Genomic DNA, 16,836 nt, shown 5'->3' with positions numbered 1-16,836 from the left:
CATGGTTCAAGCACAGAACCGACGTACGCCCCCTGTCGAAGCGCCGCGCGACGCGAGCATCATGGCGTGAGCTTCAGGAGGCCCGTGGCGCGACGAGCGAGGGGGCAGCAATGGGCACTGAGACCGTGCAGGCACCGGTCCGGGCCGTACCAGTGAAGCCCGGGCGGTTGATCGTCGACTGGCTCACCACCACCGATCACAAGAAGATCGGCCATCTCTACCTGATCACGTCGTTCGCGTTCTTCATGGTCGGCGGTCTGATGGCGCTGCTGATGCGGGCCGAGCTCGCCCGTCCGGGCACGCAGCTGATCGACAACAACCAGTTCAACCAGATGTTCACCATGCACGGCACGATCATGCTGCTGCTCTTCGCGACGCCCACCTTCGCCGGTTTCGCCAACGAGATCATGCCGCTGCAGATCGGCGCGCCCGACGTGGCCTTCCCGCGCCTGAACATGCTGTCGTACTGGCTGTTCCTCTTCGGCGGGCTGATCGTGCTGGGCTCGCTGCTGGTGCCGGAGGGGCCCGCCAACTTCGGCTGGTTCGCCTACGCCCCGCTCAACAGCCTGGAACGGTCGCCCGGCATCGGTGCCGACATGTGGATCATGGGGCTCGCGCTGGCCGGTTTCGGCACGATCCTCGGTGCGGTGAACTTCCTGACGACCATCGTCGGGATGCGCGCCCCCGGCATGACGATGTTCCGGATGCCGATCTTCACCTGGAACACGCTGTTCACCTCGATCCTCATCCTGATGGCGTTCCCGGTGCTCGCCGCGGCGCTCCTGGTCCTGGAGTCGGACCGGCGGTTCGGCTCGCAGGTCTTCGCCTCGGCCAACGGCGGGGCGCTGCTGTGGCAGCACCTGTTCTGGTTCTTCGGGCACCCGGAGGTCTACATCATCGCGCTGCCGTTCTTCGGCATCGTCACCGAGATCCTGCCGGTGTTCAGCCGGAAGCCGATCTTCGGTTATCTGACGCTGGTCGGCGCGACGATGGCCATCACCGGTCTGTCGGTGGTCGTGTGGGCGCACCACATGTTCGCGACGGGAGCGGTGCTGCTGCCGTTCTTCTCGTTCATGTCGTTCCTGATCGCGGTGCCGACGGGAGTGAAGTTCTTCAACTGGACCGGCACGATGCTCAGGGGATCCCTGTCCTTCGAGACACCCATGCTGTGGTCCACGGGCTTCCTGGTGACCTTCCTGTTCGGTGGGCTGAGCGGGGTCATCCTGGCGTCACCGCCGCTGGACTTCCACGTCACGGACACCTACTTCGTGGTGGCGCACTTCCACTACGTGGTGTTCGGCACCGTCGTCTTCGCGACCTTCGCCGGCCTCTACTTCTGGTGGCCGAAGTTCACCGGGAAACTGCTCGACGAGCGGCTCGGCAAGATCCACTTCTGGACGCTCTTCGTCGGCTTCCACGTCACGTTCCTGGTGCAGCACTGGCTCGGCGCGGAGGGCATGCCGCGCCGGTACGCGGACTATCTGGCCGCCGACGGGTTCACGGCGCTCAACACCGTCTCGACGATCGGCTCGTTCCTGCTCGGCCTGTCGACGCTGCCGTTCCTCTACAACGTCTGGAAGACGGCCAGGTACGGGCAGAAGGTGGAGGTCGACGACCCCTGGGGCTTCGGCCGCTCCATGGAATGGGCGACCTCCTGCCCGCCGCCCCGGCACAACTTCCTCACGCTGCCCAAGGTCCGCTCGGAGTCCCCGGCGTTCGATCTCCACCACCCGCAGTACGCGGCGATCGCACCGCCCCAGACCCGGTCAGGTCAGGAGCGGGGCTTCAGCTCTCCGCAGTGACCGTCACCGACAGGTCGTTGTCCGCCGTGTAGTACGGCCCCGCCAGCGCCGGGCCCTGCTCCGTCTTCAGTGTGACCTTCGGGTAGGTGAAGATCGGCTTCTTCTCGGCGACGTCGTCGAGCAGCCGGGCGATCCGTACCCGCGGCCCGCTCTCCCCCGCCGGGCGCAGCCACAGGTCCCAGACGCCCTCCGTCAGGGCTCCGTAGTCGACCGTGAACCGGAACTGGGTCCCATCAGCCGTGATGTCGGCTCGCAGCGCGGTCGGCGGTGCCTGACGGGCGAGCACTTCGGCGTACGCGTCCGGGGTGAGCGTTTCGTCGTACAGCCGGCCTCGTACGCTCAACTCCCCCTCTTTCACATACAGTTCGCCCGCCTCGGCGTGCGGGGCGCGCAGCCAGCTGCGGATCGTGAGGTTCCCGTGCTTGGTGGCGTACGGGATACGGACGGCGACGTTGCCGGCGGCGGCGTCGGGAACGCGGTCGACGAGCGAGCGCAGGTCGTTGAGGCCGGGCACGAGGCGCTGCGGCTCGCCGTCGGCCGGCTGGGCGTAGGCGTCCCAGCGGCCCTCGGGCAGTTCGACACAGCTGGGCAGCCCGGCGCGCAGTCTGCCGTCGGCGGCAGGCGTGAACGGGAGGCTGACCTCCTCGTCGCAGCCGCGGCGGCGCAGCACCAGGTACGCGGCGCCTGCCCGGGCGGTGCCGGTGATGTCGAAGGTGAGCCCGCCCGCGGAGTCGGCGACGCAGTCGGCGCGCGGAGGCATGGCGGCGTCCTCGTCGGTGTGCTGGGGCACCGGTTGCGGAGCCAGCGTCATGATGCGATGTGCCCCTTCTTGAGTACCGTGCGGCCGGCATCCCGAACGGCATACGCGCCACCGAGCAGCGCTGCGCGGGTGCGGTGCAGTGAGCCGAGCATCCGGCCACCCGCCGAGTCGCCGCCGCGGGTGACCAGGCCGGAGAACAGCGACTCGTAGCGTTCGGCGATCCGGCTCGGGTCGAAGCGCTCGGAGTCCTTGAGGGCCGCGCTCGCCATCTGGTGGCGGAGCGCGTCGTCGTTGATCAGCTCGAGGAGGCCGTCGGCGATGGCCTTGACGCTGCCGACCTTGACGAGGCGTCCGTCGACACCGTTGTCGATGATCTCGCCGGGGCCGTGCGGGCAGTCCGTGGAGACGACGGGCAAACCGCAGCGCATGGCCTCGACGATCGTCATGCCGAAGCTCTCCAGGCTGGAGGTGACGGCGGCGATGGAGCCCTTGGTCCACTCGGGCTCGATGGGGTGTGCGGGGCCCATCAGATAGACGTGGTTGTAGAGACCGAGGTCGTCGATGAGGGCGCGCAGCTTGTCCTTCTGCTTGCCGCCGCCGTATATCCGCAGGCGCCAGTCGGGCCGCTGGTCGCGCACCCGGTCGAAGGCCTTGATCAGCAGGTCGTACCGCTTGACCGGGGCGAGCCGCCCGGCCGCCACGACCCACTTGCCGGAGCCGTCCGCGGGCTGGATGCCGGGCGCGGGCACGGAGTTGGGCACGGCCTCGACGCGTACGCCGGGCAGCCGCATCTTCTTGCGGTACGCGCCGGCATCCGCCTCGGTGGTCGTCGTGAGCGCGTCGAGCCTGGGGTAGGCGCCGCGCAGTTCCTCGCGAAGGGCGGCCGAGTGGCTGTCGAGCGTGAGGTGTTCCTGGCCGACGCGGATCGGGCCGCGCCGGGTCTCACGGGCGAGATGCACGTTCAGGCCGGGTCGGGTGCCGACCACGACATCGGCGTCGACCTTCGCGAGGTGCTCGGCGATGCGGCGGTCGGTGAGGGCGCTGTACTGCTCGTAGCGGCCCTCGGCATGCGGGAAGACCCTGGCAGGACGCTTGTTCTCGGGGTTCTCGCCCTCATATCCCGGGCTCTCCTTGCGGAGGTCGACGAGGTGGCGCAGACGGACGCGCGGGTCGGGAGCGAAGACCGGCTCGTCGCGGTGGCGGAACACCGAGACGATCTCGACGTCGTGCTGCTCGGCCAGAGTAGCGGCGAGGTTGTACGTGGTGCGGATCGTCCCCCCGATCCCGTACGCGTTGTGTAGGAGGAAAGAAATATGCATACGTCCCGAATCCCCTGTCTCGTCCGCTACCGCGTGTGGTTAGACCTGGGCCACTGGGAGATGGTTGGGCTCCATCATCATCTTGTTCCCTAAAAGTTTCCCATTTGGTAACAGATATGCGGAACCTTTCGTCATGTTCATGCATCCGGGCAAGTGGAGGGCCTCGCCGGGAGCGTGCGCCTCAGGGTTCGTAGGCCAGCTGCGGTACCTCGAAACAGTTGCTGTTCATGTCTCCCTGGCTCACCCACGCCTCGTTGTCCTCCCAACGGGCCACGGACACACAGGTCCTGCGGGTCTTCGGGGGCTCGGACAGGCGCTCGTAGGTGACGGGCAGCAGCAAGCCGTCGGCTGTATACGACTTCCCCCCGCTCCCCTCGGCCACGAAGCGGTCGACACACGCGCGCGTGATGCCCGTTTGCGCACAGGACTCGGCCGCGTCCGTGAACCACATCGCGGCCGCCCAGCCCTCCAGCTGCCACTGGGAATGGGTCTTCAAGTCCTTCGTAGCGTCCCGGAATTCCCGTACGGCCTCGTGGTCCGTGTCCTCGTAGTTGCGACTGGAGCCCGTCGCCCACAGGGCGTTGCGGCAGCGCGGCGAGTCCTTGTAGTCCTCGCGGACGGTGGACGACCAGTTCTGCACATTGGTGACCTTGGCGAGGACCTCGGCGCCTACGTCGTCCATGGCCTTGCACAGCTGGGCGTTGCCGTACGAGTCGATGGCGTCGAAGACCAGGTCGGCGCCCTGCTCCTTCAGGTCGGCCGCCGCGGCGCGGAAGTTGGGCAGCGAGAAGTCGACCTGCTCGGTGACCACCTCGTAGCCCTCGGCCTCAAGGCCCCGGGTGATGAGCCGCGCGTACGCGGCCGACGCCGGCTGGTTGTAGGAGACGACCGCCGCCGTACGGGCGCCCTGCTCACGCTTGAAGTAGCGGTACACCTCTGTACCGCCGTACAGCTTGCCGTCCCAGCCGGGCTTTCCGTTCCGAGGCGCGAGGCTGCCATAGATGCTGTAGAGGTGCGGATACGTGTCGTACGCCGGGCCGATGGGCTGTCCGCCGATGTCGGGCACGCGCGCGCGTGAGACACGGGAGGCGCCCGCGTAGTCCAAAGACGCGCCGGCGACCAGGGCGACGACCTTCTCCTCGTCGACGAGCTTGTGCACGCACTCGTTGTTGCCGACCCCACTGCCGCCGTCGTCGCACGTAAGGACCTCGACCCGGCGGCCGTCGATGCCGCCGCGCGCGTTCAGCCGCTCGAAGTAGGCCTTCGCGCCGTCGCGCGGGCCGGTGAACGCGTCGCCGCCGACCGGGCTGGTGGCGCTGGTGATGATGCCGACGCGGATCGGCTCGCCGCCAGCCCGTGTGGGGGCGTTGCCGTCCGGCCGGTTCTCGAAGTCGCTCTCCGGGAGGCGGCTGCCGCAGGCCGTGCTCAGCAGGAGCAGCAAGCCCGCGACGGCGCACTCAGCAGCCCGGAAGCGGCGACGCATTGCCGCTCAGCCCGACCAGGCCGCACAGCGTCTTGACGGAGACCTTCCACACGTCGTCCTGCTCGACGGCCGTCCCCTTGGCGTCGGGCATGACCGTGGCGCCCTTCAGAGTGAGGGTGTACGTCACGTTCGCCTCGGTCTCCGAGGTGAACTCGACCTTGTTGACCTCTGCCTGCACCTGCCCACCGCGCTCGTCACCGCTGAAGGCCTGCAGGACCGGGGCCATCCGGTCGCCGTTCTCCAGGTAGGCCTGCTTGTCCTTCAGCGGCGTGGCGGGGTCGAAGAACTTCACCCAGTTCTCCTTGATCTCCCGCTCCGCCGCCGCAGCATCCTCCGGCGCCGTGGGGCTCTCTTCGGTGCGGGTGGGCTCCTCCACGGTGGGCGAGGGCAGCGTCGCGTCACCGCCGCCGCCGCTGTCGTCACCGCAGGCCGTGAGGGCCGGGCCCGCCACCAGGACCGTGGCTGCCAGCCACGCCGCCGTACGCCGTCCGGGACCACGCATCCGCCTGCCGCTCCCCCGCTCGAGGTCGCTGCCGAGAACCATCTGGCTCACCACCGGGTGTCGGTCCGGGCCATGTGCGCCCGGTTCTTTCAGGGTCAGCTTCCACAGGGCATAGTGCAAGCCATTGGCTGGCATGGACAGATACGTGACAGACACATGACGTGGGAGCTCCGATGAGGACTGCTCGACTGCGGACTGTGCATCCCGTCCTCTGGGCCGGGTGGGCGGCGCTCGCCGCCGGAGCGGTGCTGTGCGTCATCGGCTGGTACGGGATCTCGGGCGAGCGGTTCGCCGAGCGGCAACTGCCCTATCTCGCGTCCTGCACGGTGCCCGGCGCCGCGCTGATCATCGCGGGCGCCGTGCTGCTCACCCACGGCAGGAACGGCCTCGCGGCGGCGCGCGTGGAGGAGCTGTACGGGCTCCTGGTGGCCGCCGAACCCGCCGACGCAGACGAGTCCGGGCAGGCCGCGACGGCACCCGTCGCCGTCAGCGGCGAGCTGCTGATGGTGCCGGGCGGCACGCTGTGGCACCGGGCCGACTGCCCGCTGGTCGCTGGGAAGACGGACGCCCTGCCGGTCGACTCGCGGGTCCTCGCGGGCGGGGAGCTCGATCCCTGCCCGATCTGCGAGCCGTCCGCCTCGGACGCCCCCTCGGTCGACTGATGGCTCCCGGCTGATGGCCTCGCTGACGTACGACCTCACGCTCGCCGGACTCTCCGTCGGCAGTGCCGCCGCGCTCACCGGGATCGGGCTGATCGTCACCCACCGGGCGACCGGCGTGCTCAACTTCGCGCACGGCGCGATCGCGATGGTGTGCGCCTATCTGCTGCGCCAGCTCGCGGTCGAGTGGGACTGGCCGCTCCCGCTCGCCGCCGCCCTCACCCTGCTCGTGGTGGCGCCGGGCATCGGCCTGGCCCTGGAACGCTTCGTATTCCGTCCGCTGTCCGTCCTCGGCAGCGATCCGGCGCAGACACTGGTCGCCTCGATCGGCGTGTTCGTGCTGCTGGTCGGCGGAGCGGCGCTGATCTGGGGTCCGGGCGCCCACTCGGACGCGCCGACGCTCGTATCGGCGGATCCCTGGGGGCAGTTGGCGGTGACGCTGGTCCTGGCCGTTGGCGTGGGGGCGATGACCCGCTGGACGCGCTTCGGGAGAGAACTGCGCGCCGTCGTCGACGACCGTTCGCTCGCCGTTCTCGGCGGCATCGACGCGGACCGGGTGGCCGCCGCGGGCTGGGCCTTCGGCTCGTTCACGGCGGGACTGACGGGGGTGCTCCTGGCGCCTTACGTACGCCTCGATCCGTACGGCCTGCCGCTGCTGGTCATGGAGGTGGTGGCGGTCGCGGTGGCCGCCCGGATGCGCAAGCTGCCCGTGGCCGTGGTGGTGGCGCTGGGCATCGGGGTCGCCCAGAGCCAGCTGACGCGGCTCCACCCGTCGGGCTGGCGCGAGCCACTGGTACAGGCGCTGGGGGCGAACCTCTTCGTCGTCGCGCTGCTGATCGCGGCGCTGGTGCTGCCGGGGACAGGCGCCCGGGACGCGCTGCCGCGCACCGCGACCGCGCGGGTGGCGACACCGCCGGGCGCGTGGATCGTGGCCGTGGTCCTCTTCCTGATCCCGCTTGGTTTCGCGGGCCGGGATCTGCATACGTCCGTGCAGGTCCCGGCGCTGGGGGTGGTGCTGCTTTCGCTGGTCGTGGTCACGGGTCGCGGCGGCCAGATCTCGCTCGGTCAGGCGGCGTACGCGGGTCTCGGCGCCCTCTTCACGGCACTGCTGGCGGCGGGCCGTTTCCCGGGCCTGCCGGAGCTTCCCGAACTGGCCGCGCTGGTGGTCGCCGTCCTGCTGGTGGCACCGCTGGGCCTGCTGACCGGATGGCCCGCCATCAGCCGGCACGGTCTCGCCCTCGCCCTCGCGACCTTCGCGGTGGGCGTCGGCGTCAGCCGCTTTGTCTTCGCCCAGCCGTACGCGACGGCGGGTCTGACGCTGGGCCGCCCGGCGGGCTTCGAGAACGACCGCACGTACTACGTACTGGAACTCGGCCTCCTGGCAGGCGCCTTGCTCGCCGCGCACGCACTGCGCCGGGGCCGCACCGGCCGCGCCCTGGCCGCGATGCGCGACCACGAGGCGGGCGCGTCGGCGGCGGGCGTCCGCGTGCCCGCACTGAAGCTGACGGCCTTCGTGGCGGGCGCGGCCCTGGCCGCCCTGGGCGGCGGAATGCTCGGCATGGGCCTGCGCGCCTTCGACCCCGCCGCGTACGACCCCGTGCGCGGCCTCCTCTGGTTCGCGGCGATCGTCGTCCTCGGCGCCGACAGCGTCCTCGGCGCCCTGGCCGCGGCGGCGCTCCTGGTGGGCCTGGACGCGGGCACCCGCGGCGGTGTGGCGGCGGCGCTGATCGGCCTCCTGGCCGTGCTGGTGGGCCGCTTCCCCGGCGGGCCCTACGAGGCACTGCGCCTGGCGGCGAGCCGTCTCCGCCTGCGCCGCGAGGCGACGCTCACGCCGCTGGGGGCCGGCGTACGGAAAAGGCTGCGCCCGAAGCCGCCCGTGTCGCGCCGGGTGCGGGTCGCGGCGGGGGCGACGGGGGTCTCGGCGGGAGCGCCAGAATCGGCGGAGGCACCCGGTCCCGCCGGGGAAGGTGGTCCCGCCGGGGCGAATGGCGCGGGTGGCACGCCCCGTCAGGGCACGACCCAGGGCCCGGGCGGGACGCGCGAGCCGGGCACCACACCCGCCGGCCCGGCCGCGGCAGGCGGTCCCGCCGAGGCAGGCCGCCCAGGCGGCACACCCCGCCCGGGCACGGCCCACGGCCCCGGCGGGACACCCGAGCCGGGCACAACGCCCGCCGGCCCCGACCTCGCGGCACCTGACCGAAACTCCGCGTACGAGTCGGCCGGGCCTCCCTCAGCCCGCGGCCCTGTGCAGCCCCCGAAGCGGCGGGGTGCGCCGGCCGGGCGCCTCCTCCGTGCCCGCGGCCTGCGTGTCACCTACGGCGGCTTCACCGCCCTCGACGGTGTCGATCTCGAGCTCCGGCCGGGTGCGGTCACCGCCGTCGTCGGCCCCAACGGGGCCGGGAAGAGCACCCTGTTCCACTGTCTCGCCGGGACCGTGCGACCGGACGCGGGGCGGGTCACGTTCGGGGAGTCGGATGTGACCCGGCTTCCGGCTCACGCCCGTACGCGTCTCGGCGTGGCGCGGACGTTTCAACAGCTCGCTGTCTTCCCGACGTTGACGGTGGCAGAGAACGTGCGGGTCGGCGCCGAGCAGGGGCGCGTCGTCGATCCGGGCGCCGTGGAGCGCGTGTCGCGGCTGCTCGGACTCGACGGGGCGGTACGGGCCTTGCCCGCGGCGGGGCTGCCGACCGGCACCCTGCGGCGTGTCGAACTCGCCCGCGCCCTGGCGGGCAGCCCGCGTGTCCTGCTCCTCGACGAGCCCGCCGCGGGCCTCGACACGGGCGAAGTAGCCGCGCTGGCCCGCGTGTTGCGGGCCCTCGCCGCCGACGGCATGGCCCTGCTCGTCGTCGAGCACGACCTGGACCTCGTGGCCGACCTGGCCCACACGGTGCACGTCATGACGGCGGGTCGCATCGTGGCCTCCGGTCCCGCCCGCCACGTACTCGACAGCCTCGAAGGACTCGACACGGCGGTCGAACCATGAACACCGGCATTGCGCTGCGCCACGCGCGCGTGCGGTACGGTCCGCTGGAGGCCCTGCACGGAGTGACCCTCCTCGCGCCCGCCCCCGGCCTCACCGTCCTGCTCGGCCGCAACGGCTCGGGCCGTACGACAGCACTGCGCGCCCTCGCCGGGACCGTCCCCCTGTCCCGCGGCGCCGTGGTGTGGGACGGCACCGATGTGACGCGGATGCCCGCATACGAACGGGCCCGCCGCGGAGTATGCCTGGTGCCGGAGCGGCAGGCCGTCTTCGGTTCGCTCACCGTCCGCGAGAACCTCGAACTCGCGGCCACCGGCGGCCACTTCGGCCCCGCCCTGGACGCCTACCCCGCACTGCGCCCCCTGCTCGCCAGGAACGCCGGCACTCTCTCCGGCGGCGAGCAGCGCATGCTGGCCCTCTCCCGCGCCCTCCTGGCACGCGCGCGCGTGGTACTCGTCGACGAACCCGCGCAGGGCATGTCACCCCCGGTCGCGGCCCGCACGTACGAACTGCTCGGTGGCCTCGACGCCTGTGTGATCGTGGCCGAACAGCGACTGCCGCCCGGCCTGAGCGGCAGGGCGGCAGTCGTGTACGAACTTCGGCGTGGCGAGGTCGTGTTCAGCGGCGAGGCGGCGGAGGTGGCAGCGGCGGACCCATCAGAACCGGACCGTGAGTGACCGCTGCCTGGCCGGAGGCGGCGCCCTTGGGGAGGCTCAGCATCATGCCGGGAGTCAGCCGGTCGGGATCCTTCCCGACGACCTGCTTGTTGAGCTGGTAGAGCTCCTGCCAGCCACCCTTGATCTTGTAGCGGCGAGCAAGCGACGAGAGCGTCTCGCCGGACTTCACCACATGCGCCCGCCCCTTGAGTCCGTACCTCTTGGAGCAGACGGGCCACGCCTCCCATCCCTGAACGCTCAGCACCTCCTGGGCGATGGCGATCTGCTCCTGACGGGTGGCCAGGTCCGCGCGCGGAGCGTACTTCAGCCCGCCGAACAGCTCCCAGGTGGACTGCAGGAACTGCAGCCCTCCGTAGTAGCCGTTTCCGGTGTTCACACCCCAGCGCCCACTGCTCTCGCACTGGGCGAGACAGCCCCACGGCCACTGGTCCTTCTCACAGTCGTACGCCGCCCGTGCCGCGGTCGGCGGACCGGGCGCCGGAGGCCTTGGCGTCGGGGCCGCCTCGGCGGGGGCGAGCAGGGTCAGGGCTACGGCGACGACAGCCGCGTACCACGTGCGCTTGATCAGCATTGGGCCACGCTAAGCAGGCGGCCACGGAGGTCCGCCCAGCCGCGCCTGAGGCGGGTGGGGCCCCACCCGGTCGGAGGACCGGATGGGGCCCAGAAGCCCCCTCGTGCCCGAGGGCAGGGGGAGCAAGGGCTCAGAGGTTGAGCCGCTGCCCGGGGACGATCATGTGGGGATCGGCGCCGATGGCGGCCTTGTTGGCGGCGTAGATCCGCTCCCAGGTGGTGCCGTGTCGCGCGGCGATGGCGCTCAGCGTGTCGCCGGAGCGGACGGTGTAGTCGCCGCGGGACGCGTCGCGGCCGGTGTGGCTCGTCGAGCGGGCCGGCGCCTTCGACGGCTTCGCGGGCTTGGACGGGGCGGCCTTGGTGTTGGGCGTGGACGCCGCGGGCGCGCTGCCGGACGCGCCGGCACGCGAGGAGCAGGCGGGCCAGGCGCCCCAGCCCTGCGCGCGCTGCACCTTGGTGGCCACAGCGATCTGCTGCGCCTTGGAGGCCTTGTCGGCGGTCGACGCGTAGGCCGTGCCGCCGTACGCGCGCCAGGTGGCCGCGGAGAACTGGAGTCCTCCGTAGTAGCCGTTACCGGTGTTGATGCGCCAGTTGCCGCCGCTCTCGCACTGGGCGATGCGATCCCACACTCCGCTGTCCGCCGCTGCGGCGTTGCCGTTCGCGGCGAGCAGTCCGAGGGGGGCGAGCAGTGCCGCCCCGGCGAAGACCGCGGTCGTTCGTACCTTGCGAGTGTTGTCGGCACAATCGGACATGTAGTTCCCTCTCGAAGGACTCGGGGTCCCCCAAGGCGGGACGGAACTCGCCGCTCTTCGGCCGCGGTCGCTCCGCTCCGCCCCGTCCGCCGACGGTGGTGCTCCGAGCTGGCTGTGGTGCGGCCGGCGGACGTACCCGAGCGGTGCTCGTTGCACACGGCCGAGGAATCTATGGAGTTGCGCGGCCCGATATCAACCAAATCCTTGTCATTCCAGGCCAGTTCGCCGTTACCGGTGGTATCGGCGAATTCCAGCCACCCACTTCATTCGCCGATATCCGGATTTGTCGACCTGGTACGCCGGTGATCTGTGACTCACCTCACCGGATCAACTTCCTTGGACATCCGAGAAGTTGGCGTGGAGTAGCAGATTCCGCAGCCGGATTCACGGTGCGCGCAGGATGGTGCGATTCCGTTCGCTCCCGGGCGTGACTCCGGCCACAGATCGCCCGTTGTCTTCTTCATGAACCGGGAACCCTCCCGCTTCATGAGCCGGGAGCCGCCCGGCGACGCCACGCACCGCATCCCGAGGAGCCACCCGTGCCGCGCATGCTCGACGTCAGCGACGACGTACGCGCCGAGATCGGCGACGAAGAAGCCGACCGGCTGCTCGCCGGAGAGAACGCCCCGGGCAGTTACGACTGCACGTCCTGCCGCACCCCGGGCGACTCGGAACAGGAGCGCACCAGCACCGTCCTGTTCATCGGCGAGGAGACCGCCGTCCTCGCCTTCGCCCACGCCACCTGTCTGCCCTCGCAGGTCGTCCAGGTCACGGAGGAGCAGCTGCAGGGGGCCGTCCGCTCGATCACCGGACAGGACTCGGTCGCCGGGCACGAGCGCCCCTCGGAGACCCTGCCCGAGCAGGCCGTCCTCGGTGTCACCAGCGGACTCGTCCTGCTCGGCGGCGAGTTGCACCCCGCGCTCGTGGTCGAGCCGACCGGGCCCATCGCGCGTCCCGGCACGACGGGAGGCGGCGGTGACGACTTCCTGCCGCTCCTCATCGAGCAGGGCTTCATGCCGCTGTCCCAGCTGACCGAGGTGCCGCCCGTGCTGCACGGCTGGTCCGTGCTGCTCGCCATGGGTCAGCTGCACGCGGTCCTGCAGCCCGGCGCGGGTGGCGGCTCGCCCGTCGCCTGGTGGCAGGCCCACCAGCCGCTCCAGGTCACCGACAGCTGGCGGCAGGCCGCCAACAAGCACCAGCAGGTGCTGCTGTTCGCGGCCCCCGTCGGCTCGATCGGCCGCCAGCCCCGCGAGGACCTGCTCCGCGAGGCCCTCGACAAGGCGGCGGCCAACGGCAAGCTGGTGGCTTGCGCGATGCCGCTCGCAGGGACGTGAACGTGAGCGCTCCACCGGGTTCGGGGTATTGAGGCCGGTGGGTTTGCTGCGGGCCGTCCGCGGCCGGGCCCTCCCCGCTCATGAGGCCCCCATCGCGGTGGAGCCGCATGGGGTCACAGCCCGCACCCCTGAAGGGGTGAACCCCGCGTCAGCCCAGGTCGGGCGCATCCGTTGGGCTTCGGGGTCGTTGGCACGTACGTGCACACCTACGACGCCCCTCGCCGCCTGCCGTACACGTCACCGATCCCGGCCATGCGGCCGGCGCAGGACTCTTCCGGTCAGTCGGCCACGCCGATCTACGACGCGCTCTACGCGGAGTTCCGCCGGTCCTTCCGTGCCCTGCCGGGCGATCGCAGCGGCGAGGAGGAGCTGGGCTTCACCGCCTTCGGTACCGTGCAGAACGCGAGCGGACGCCTGGCCTCGCGCGGCCGCAGCACCACCGGCGTCTGGCAGCCGGTCGCGCGGCAGCACGCCTCGGGGCTGATTCCGGCGCTGCCGCCCTGGCCACGCAAGGAACGCTGACGCGGCTGTTCCTGCAAACGGAACATCCCGTACGTACGGAAAGGGCCCCCTGCACCAGCAGGGGGCCCTTTCAACGCGCTCAACTCACCACAGGCGCCCGTTACTTCTTCTTGCCGCGCTTCTCGCGCACCCGTACGGAGATATGGATCGGCGTCCCCTCGAAGCCGAACTGCTCGCGCAGGCGGCGCTCCACGAAGCGCCGGTAGCCGTGCTCGATGAAGCCGGACGCGAAGAGCACGAACCGCGGCGGCTTCGTGCCCGCCTGCGTACCGAACAGGATCCGCGGCTGCTTGCCACCCCGGATCGGGTGCGGATGCGAGGCGACCAGCTCACCGAGGAAGGCGTTCAGCCGGCCCGTCGGGACCCGGGTCTCCCAGCCCGCCAGCGCCGTCTCGATGGCCGGGACCAGCTTCTCCATGTGGCGGCCCGTAAGTGCCGAGACGTTCACGCGTGGCGCCCACGCCACCTGGCCGAGCTCGGTCTCGATCTCCCGCTCCAGGTAGTAGCGGCGCTCCTCGTCGAGGGTGTCCCACTTGTTGAAGGCGACGACGATCGCGCGGCCAGCCTCCACGGCCATCGTCACGATGCGCTGGTCCTGGACGGAGATGGGCTCGGAGGCGTCGATGAGGATGACCGCGACCTCCGCCTTCTCCACGGCGGCGGCCGTGCGCAGCGAGGCGTAGTAGTCGGCGCCCTGCTGGAGGTGGACGCGCTTGCGGATGCCCGCCGTGTCCACGAACTTCCAGGTGATTCCGCCGAGTTCGATGAGCTCGTCGACCGGGTCACGGGTGGTGCCCGCGACCTCGTTGACGACCACGCGCTCCTCGTTCGCCACCTTGTTGAGCAAGGACGACTTGCCGACATTCGGGCGGCCGATGAGGGCGATACGGCGAGGTCCGCCGACGCCGCCGCCGAAGGTCTGCGCCGGGGCGTCCGGCAGCGCCTCCAGTACGGCGTCCAGCATGTCGCCGGTGCCGCGGCCGTGCAGGGCGGAGACGGGGTGCGGCTCGCCGAGGCCGAGGGACCACAGGTACGCCGCGTCGGCCTCGCCGCTCTGGCCGTCGACCTTGTTGGCGCACAGCACGACGGGCTTGCCCGCCTTGCGCAGCAGCCGGACGACCGCCTCGTCGGTGTCGGTCGCGCCGACCTTGGCGTCCACGACGAAGACGACCGCGTCGGCCGCCTCGATCGCGTACTCGGCCTGCGCGGCCACGGACGCGTCGATGCCGAGGACGTCCTGCTCCCAGCCGCCGGTGTCGACGACCTTGAAGCGGCGGCCCGCCCACTCGGCCTCGTAGGTGACGCGGTCGCGGGTGACACCGGGCTTGTCCTCGACGACCGCCTCGCGGCGGCCGATGATGCGGTTCACCAGGGTCGACTTGCCGACATTCGGGCGGCCGACGACGGCGAGGACCGGGAGCGGGCCGTGGCCGGCCGCCTCGATCGCGCCCTCGACGTCCTCGACGTCGAAGCCCTCTTCCGCGGCGAGCTCCATGAACTCCGCGTACTCGGCATCGCCAAGTGCCCCGTGCTCGTGCTCCGAGCCGTCGGGCTGGATGTGGTCGTTCATGAAGTCCGTACCTCGTCGTTCATCGTGGTGATCGGTGGAACCCCTGATTCCGGGTGATCCACTACTCAAGTGTCGCCTAGTGCGTGGTGAGACGCCGGGCGTTTTCCAGGCGTCCGGTGAGGCGCCTGGCGTCTTCCAGGTGGGCAGCGAGCTGCTTCTGGATGCGCCCGGTCGCCTCGTCGAGCGCCTTGCGCGTACGCCGTCCGCTGCCGTCGCCCGCTTCGAAGGGGTCCCCGAAGACGACGTCGACCCGGCTGCGCAGCGGAGGCAGCCCATTTATCAACCGTCCGCGCCGCTCCGTACTTCCCAGAACGGCGACCGGAACGACCGGCGCTCCGCTGCGCACGGCGAAGTAGGCGAGCCCCGCGCGCAGCGAGGCGAAGTCGCCCTCGCCGCGGGTGCCCTCGGGGAAGATGCCGAGGACTCCGCCGTTCTCCAGTACGCCGAGGGCCTGGGTGATGGCCGTGCGGTCGGCGATCGAACGGTCCACCTTCAGCTGGCCGACGGCGTGCATGAAGGGGCCGAGCAGGCCGACGAACGCCTCCTTCTTGACCAGGAAATGCGATGGCCGGGGCGCCACGCCGATGACCATCGGACCGTCGATGTTGTGGGAATGGTTGACGGCGAGGATCACCGGGCCGGTCGCGGGAACCCTCCAGGCGCCGAGCACGCGCGGCTTCCACAGCCCGTACATCAGCCCGACGCCGATGCGCCGCCCGATCTCGGCACCCTTCTCGGACGGAGGGGTCACTTCGCTGCCCGCTTCTCCTCGACGAGGGTGACGACACACTCGATGACCTGCTGGAGCGTGAGGTCGGAGGTGTCCACCTCGACCGCGTCGTCCGCCTTGGCGAGCGGCGAGGTCTTACGGCTGGAGTCTGCCGCGTCCCGCTTCAGCAGGGACTCGCGGGTCGTGTGGAGGTCGGCGCCCTTCAGCTCACCGCTGCGACGGGCGGCGCGGGCCTCCGGGGACGCAGTGAGGAAGATCTTCAGGTCGGCGTCGGGCAGCACGGTGGTCCCGATGTCCCGGCCCTCGACGACTATGCCCCGCTCGGCTGCCGCGGCGACCGAACGCTGCAGCTCGGTGATCCGGGCGCGCACTTCGGGCACGGCACTGACCGCGCTCACCTTGGAGGTGACCTCCTGGGTGCGGATCGGGCCCGAGACGTCCGTGCCGTCCACCGTGATGGTCGGCGCCGAGGGGTCCGTGCCGGACACGATCTCGGGCTTCGCGGCCACGGCCGCGATCGCGGTGGGATCGCTGATGTCGATGCCGTTGTTCACCATCCACCACGTGATCGCCCGGTACTGGGCACCGGTGTCGAGGTAGCTCAGACCGAGCTGGGCCGCGACGGCCTTCGAGGTGCTCGACTTGCCCGTGCCGGAGGGGCCGTCAATGGCGACGATCACTGCCTGGGCGGTCCGGGCGGCGCTGGTTTCCACGGGTGCGGGCACCTTCCTGATACGGGGTGGTGGACTGGTACGGGCACGATCGCGCCCCGCACAAGGTTACTGTCTCCCCGACCCCGGTATTACTGGCCTCCGGCCCATCCCCGCGACCGCCCTCACACCGCTCGGCGCCAGAGCGCCTCCCAGGCATCGGGACGGCTGCGGCGGCCTCCGACCGCCGACCCACAGCACCGGCCCCCCTCAGCCCCCTACTGCCGGATCGCCCAACCCCGCTCCCGCAACGCCGCCGTCAACACCGGAGCCACCACCGGCTTCACCATCAGCTCCACCAGGCCCGCCTGCTGCCCGGTCGCATGCTCGATGCGTACGACCAATCCCCGACGCCGCCCTCACACCGCTAGGCGCCAGAGCGCCTCCCAGGCATCGGGACGGCTGCGGCGGCCTCCGACCGCCGACCCACAGCACCGGCCCCCCTCAGCCCCCTACTGCCGGATCG

At 71.0% G+C, this 16,836-nt stretch carries 15 protein-coding genes and 1 pseudogene; 6 read left to right on the top strand and 10 right to left on the bottom strand.

The window, feature by feature from the left end; translation table 11 throughout:
* Window positions 1–110: 110 nt before the first annotated feature.
* Window positions 111–1,802: a cytochrome c oxidase subunit I gene (gene ctaD / locus ACGFNK_RS30225; RefSeq protein ID WP_393420953.1), complete on the top strand. Its 1,692-nt coding sequence runs from the start codon at window positions 111–113 to the stop codon at window positions 1,800–1,802.
* Here the strand turns inward: ctaD and ACGFNK_RS30220 are convergent.
* The 4 genes from ACGFNK_RS30220 to ACGFNK_RS30205 form a co-directional block, all read right to left on the bottom strand.
* Window positions 1,786–2,613 carry a hypothetical protein gene (locus ACGFNK_RS30220; RefSeq protein WP_393420951.1) on the bottom strand — a complete coding sequence of 276 codons (828 nt, stop codon included), beginning with the start codon at window positions 2,611–2,613 and terminating at the stop codon, window positions 1,786–1,788. The two genes, ctaD and ACGFNK_RS30220, sit on opposite strands and share 17 nt — an antisense overlap.
* A complete protein-coding gene (locus ACGFNK_RS30215) occupies window positions 2,610–3,881 on the bottom strand; it encodes a glycosyltransferase family 4 protein (protein ID WP_393420949.1) in 1,272 nt (423 codons plus the stop codon). Before ACGFNK_RS30215 ends, ACGFNK_RS30220 begins: the two co-directional genes overlap by 4 nt.
* 181 nt (window positions 3,882–4,062) lie before the next feature.
* On the bottom strand, window positions 4,063–5,364 hold the full coding sequence (locus ACGFNK_RS30210; RefSeq protein ID WP_393420947.1) for an ABC transporter substrate-binding protein: 1,302 nt from the start codon (window positions 5,362–5,364) through the stop codon (window positions 4,063–4,065).
* A complete protein-coding gene (locus ACGFNK_RS30205; protein WP_393421260.1) occupies window positions 5,339–5,908 on the bottom strand; it encodes a hypothetical protein in 570 nt (189 codons plus the stop codon). Before ACGFNK_RS30205 ends, ACGFNK_RS30210 begins: the two co-directional genes overlap by 26 nt.
* 131 nt (window positions 5,909–6,039) lie before the next feature.
* Between ACGFNK_RS30205 and ACGFNK_RS30200 the strand changes: the two genes are divergently transcribed.
* From ACGFNK_RS30200 to ACGFNK_RS30190, 3 genes are read left to right on the top strand one after another with little or no spacing between them, the layout of a single operon-like run.
* Window positions 6,040–6,528 (top strand): hypothetical protein, encoded by a 489-nt coding sequence (locus ACGFNK_RS30200; RefSeq protein ID WP_393420945.1) that lies wholly within the window; start codon window positions 6,040–6,042, stop codon window positions 6,526–6,528.
* A gap of 13 nt (window positions 6,529–6,541) precedes the next feature.
* Entirely contained in the window at window positions 6,542–9,508 is a 2,967-nt protein-coding gene (locus ACGFNK_RS30195) for an ATP-binding cassette domain-containing protein (protein ID WP_393420943.1), read from the top strand.
* Window positions 9,505–10,182 carry an ATP-binding cassette domain-containing protein gene (locus tag ACGFNK_RS30190; protein WP_393420941.1) on the top strand — a complete coding sequence of 226 codons (678 nt, stop codon included), beginning with the start codon at window positions 9,505–9,507 and terminating at the stop codon, window positions 10,180–10,182. The genes ACGFNK_RS30195 and ACGFNK_RS30190 overlap by 4 nt, the downstream gene beginning before the upstream one ends.
* Here ACGFNK_RS30190 and ACGFNK_RS30185 read toward each other — a convergent pair.
* A complete protein-coding gene (locus tag ACGFNK_RS30185) occupies window positions 10,124–10,753 on the bottom strand; it encodes a transglycosylase family protein (protein WP_393420939.1) in 630 nt (209 codons plus the stop codon). The two genes, ACGFNK_RS30190 and ACGFNK_RS30185, sit on opposite strands and share 59 nt — an antisense overlap.
* A 130-nt stretch (window positions 10,754–10,883) precedes the next feature.
* Window positions 10,884–11,504 (bottom strand): transglycosylase family protein, encoded by a 621-nt coding sequence (locus tag ACGFNK_RS30180; protein ID WP_393420937.1) that lies wholly within the window; start codon window positions 11,502–11,504, stop codon window positions 10,884–10,886.
* Between the two features lie 539 nt (window positions 11,505–12,043).
* On the opposite strand from ACGFNK_RS30180, the gene ACGFNK_RS30175 reads away from it, so the two are divergent.
* Both ACGFNK_RS30175 and ACGFNK_RS30170 read left to right on the top strand, forming a co-directional pair.
* Complete coding sequence (locus tag ACGFNK_RS30175) at window positions 12,044–12,838, top strand: hypothetical protein (protein WP_386344157.1); 795 nt, start codon at window positions 12,044–12,046, stop codon at window positions 12,836–12,838.
* Window positions 12,839–13,036: 198 nt separating this feature from the next.
* The gene (locus ACGFNK_RS30170) at window positions 13,037–13,360 is read left to right on the top strand and encodes a hypothetical protein (protein ID WP_393420935.1); all 324 of its coding nucleotides are present in this window, start codon (window positions 13,037–13,039) and stop codon (window positions 13,358–13,360) included.
* Window positions 13,361–13,460: 100 nt separating this feature from the next.
* On the opposite strand, the gene der is transcribed toward ACGFNK_RS30170, so the two are convergent.
* The 4 genes and pseudogenes from der to ACGFNK_RS30150 all read right to left on the bottom strand — a co-directional run.
* Window positions 13,461–14,930 (bottom strand): ribosome biogenesis GTPase Der, encoded by a 1,470-nt coding sequence (der, locus tag ACGFNK_RS30165; protein ID WP_393420933.1) that lies wholly within the window; start codon window positions 14,928–14,930, stop codon window positions 13,461–13,463.
* 76 nt (window positions 14,931–15,006) lie between these two features.
* Window positions 15,007–15,720 (bottom strand): lysophospholipid acyltransferase family protein, encoded by a 714-nt coding sequence (locus tag ACGFNK_RS30160; protein WP_393420931.1) that lies wholly within the window; start codon window positions 15,718–15,720, stop codon window positions 15,007–15,009.
* The gene (cmk, locus tag ACGFNK_RS30155) at window positions 15,678–16,373 is read right to left on the bottom strand and encodes a (d)CMP kinase (protein ID WP_393420929.1); all 696 of its coding nucleotides are present in this window, start codon (window positions 16,371–16,373) and stop codon (window positions 15,678–15,680) included. Before cmk ends, ACGFNK_RS30160 begins: the two co-directional genes overlap by 43 nt.
* A 215-nt stretch (window positions 16,374–16,588) precedes the next feature.
* Window positions 16,589–16,708 (bottom strand): annotated as a pseudogene (locus tag ACGFNK_RS30150) (prephenate dehydrogenase); the annotation flags it as partial.
* Window positions 16,709–16,836 lie beyond the last annotated feature (128 nt).

The sequence above is a fragment of the Streptomyces sp. NPDC048825 genome (genome assembly GCF_043198355.1).
Lineage (GTDB): Bacteria > Actinomycetota > Actinomycetes > Streptomycetales > Streptomycetaceae > Streptomyces > Streptomyces xiangluensis.
This window is presented reverse-complemented; position numbering and strand designations above follow the sequence as displayed.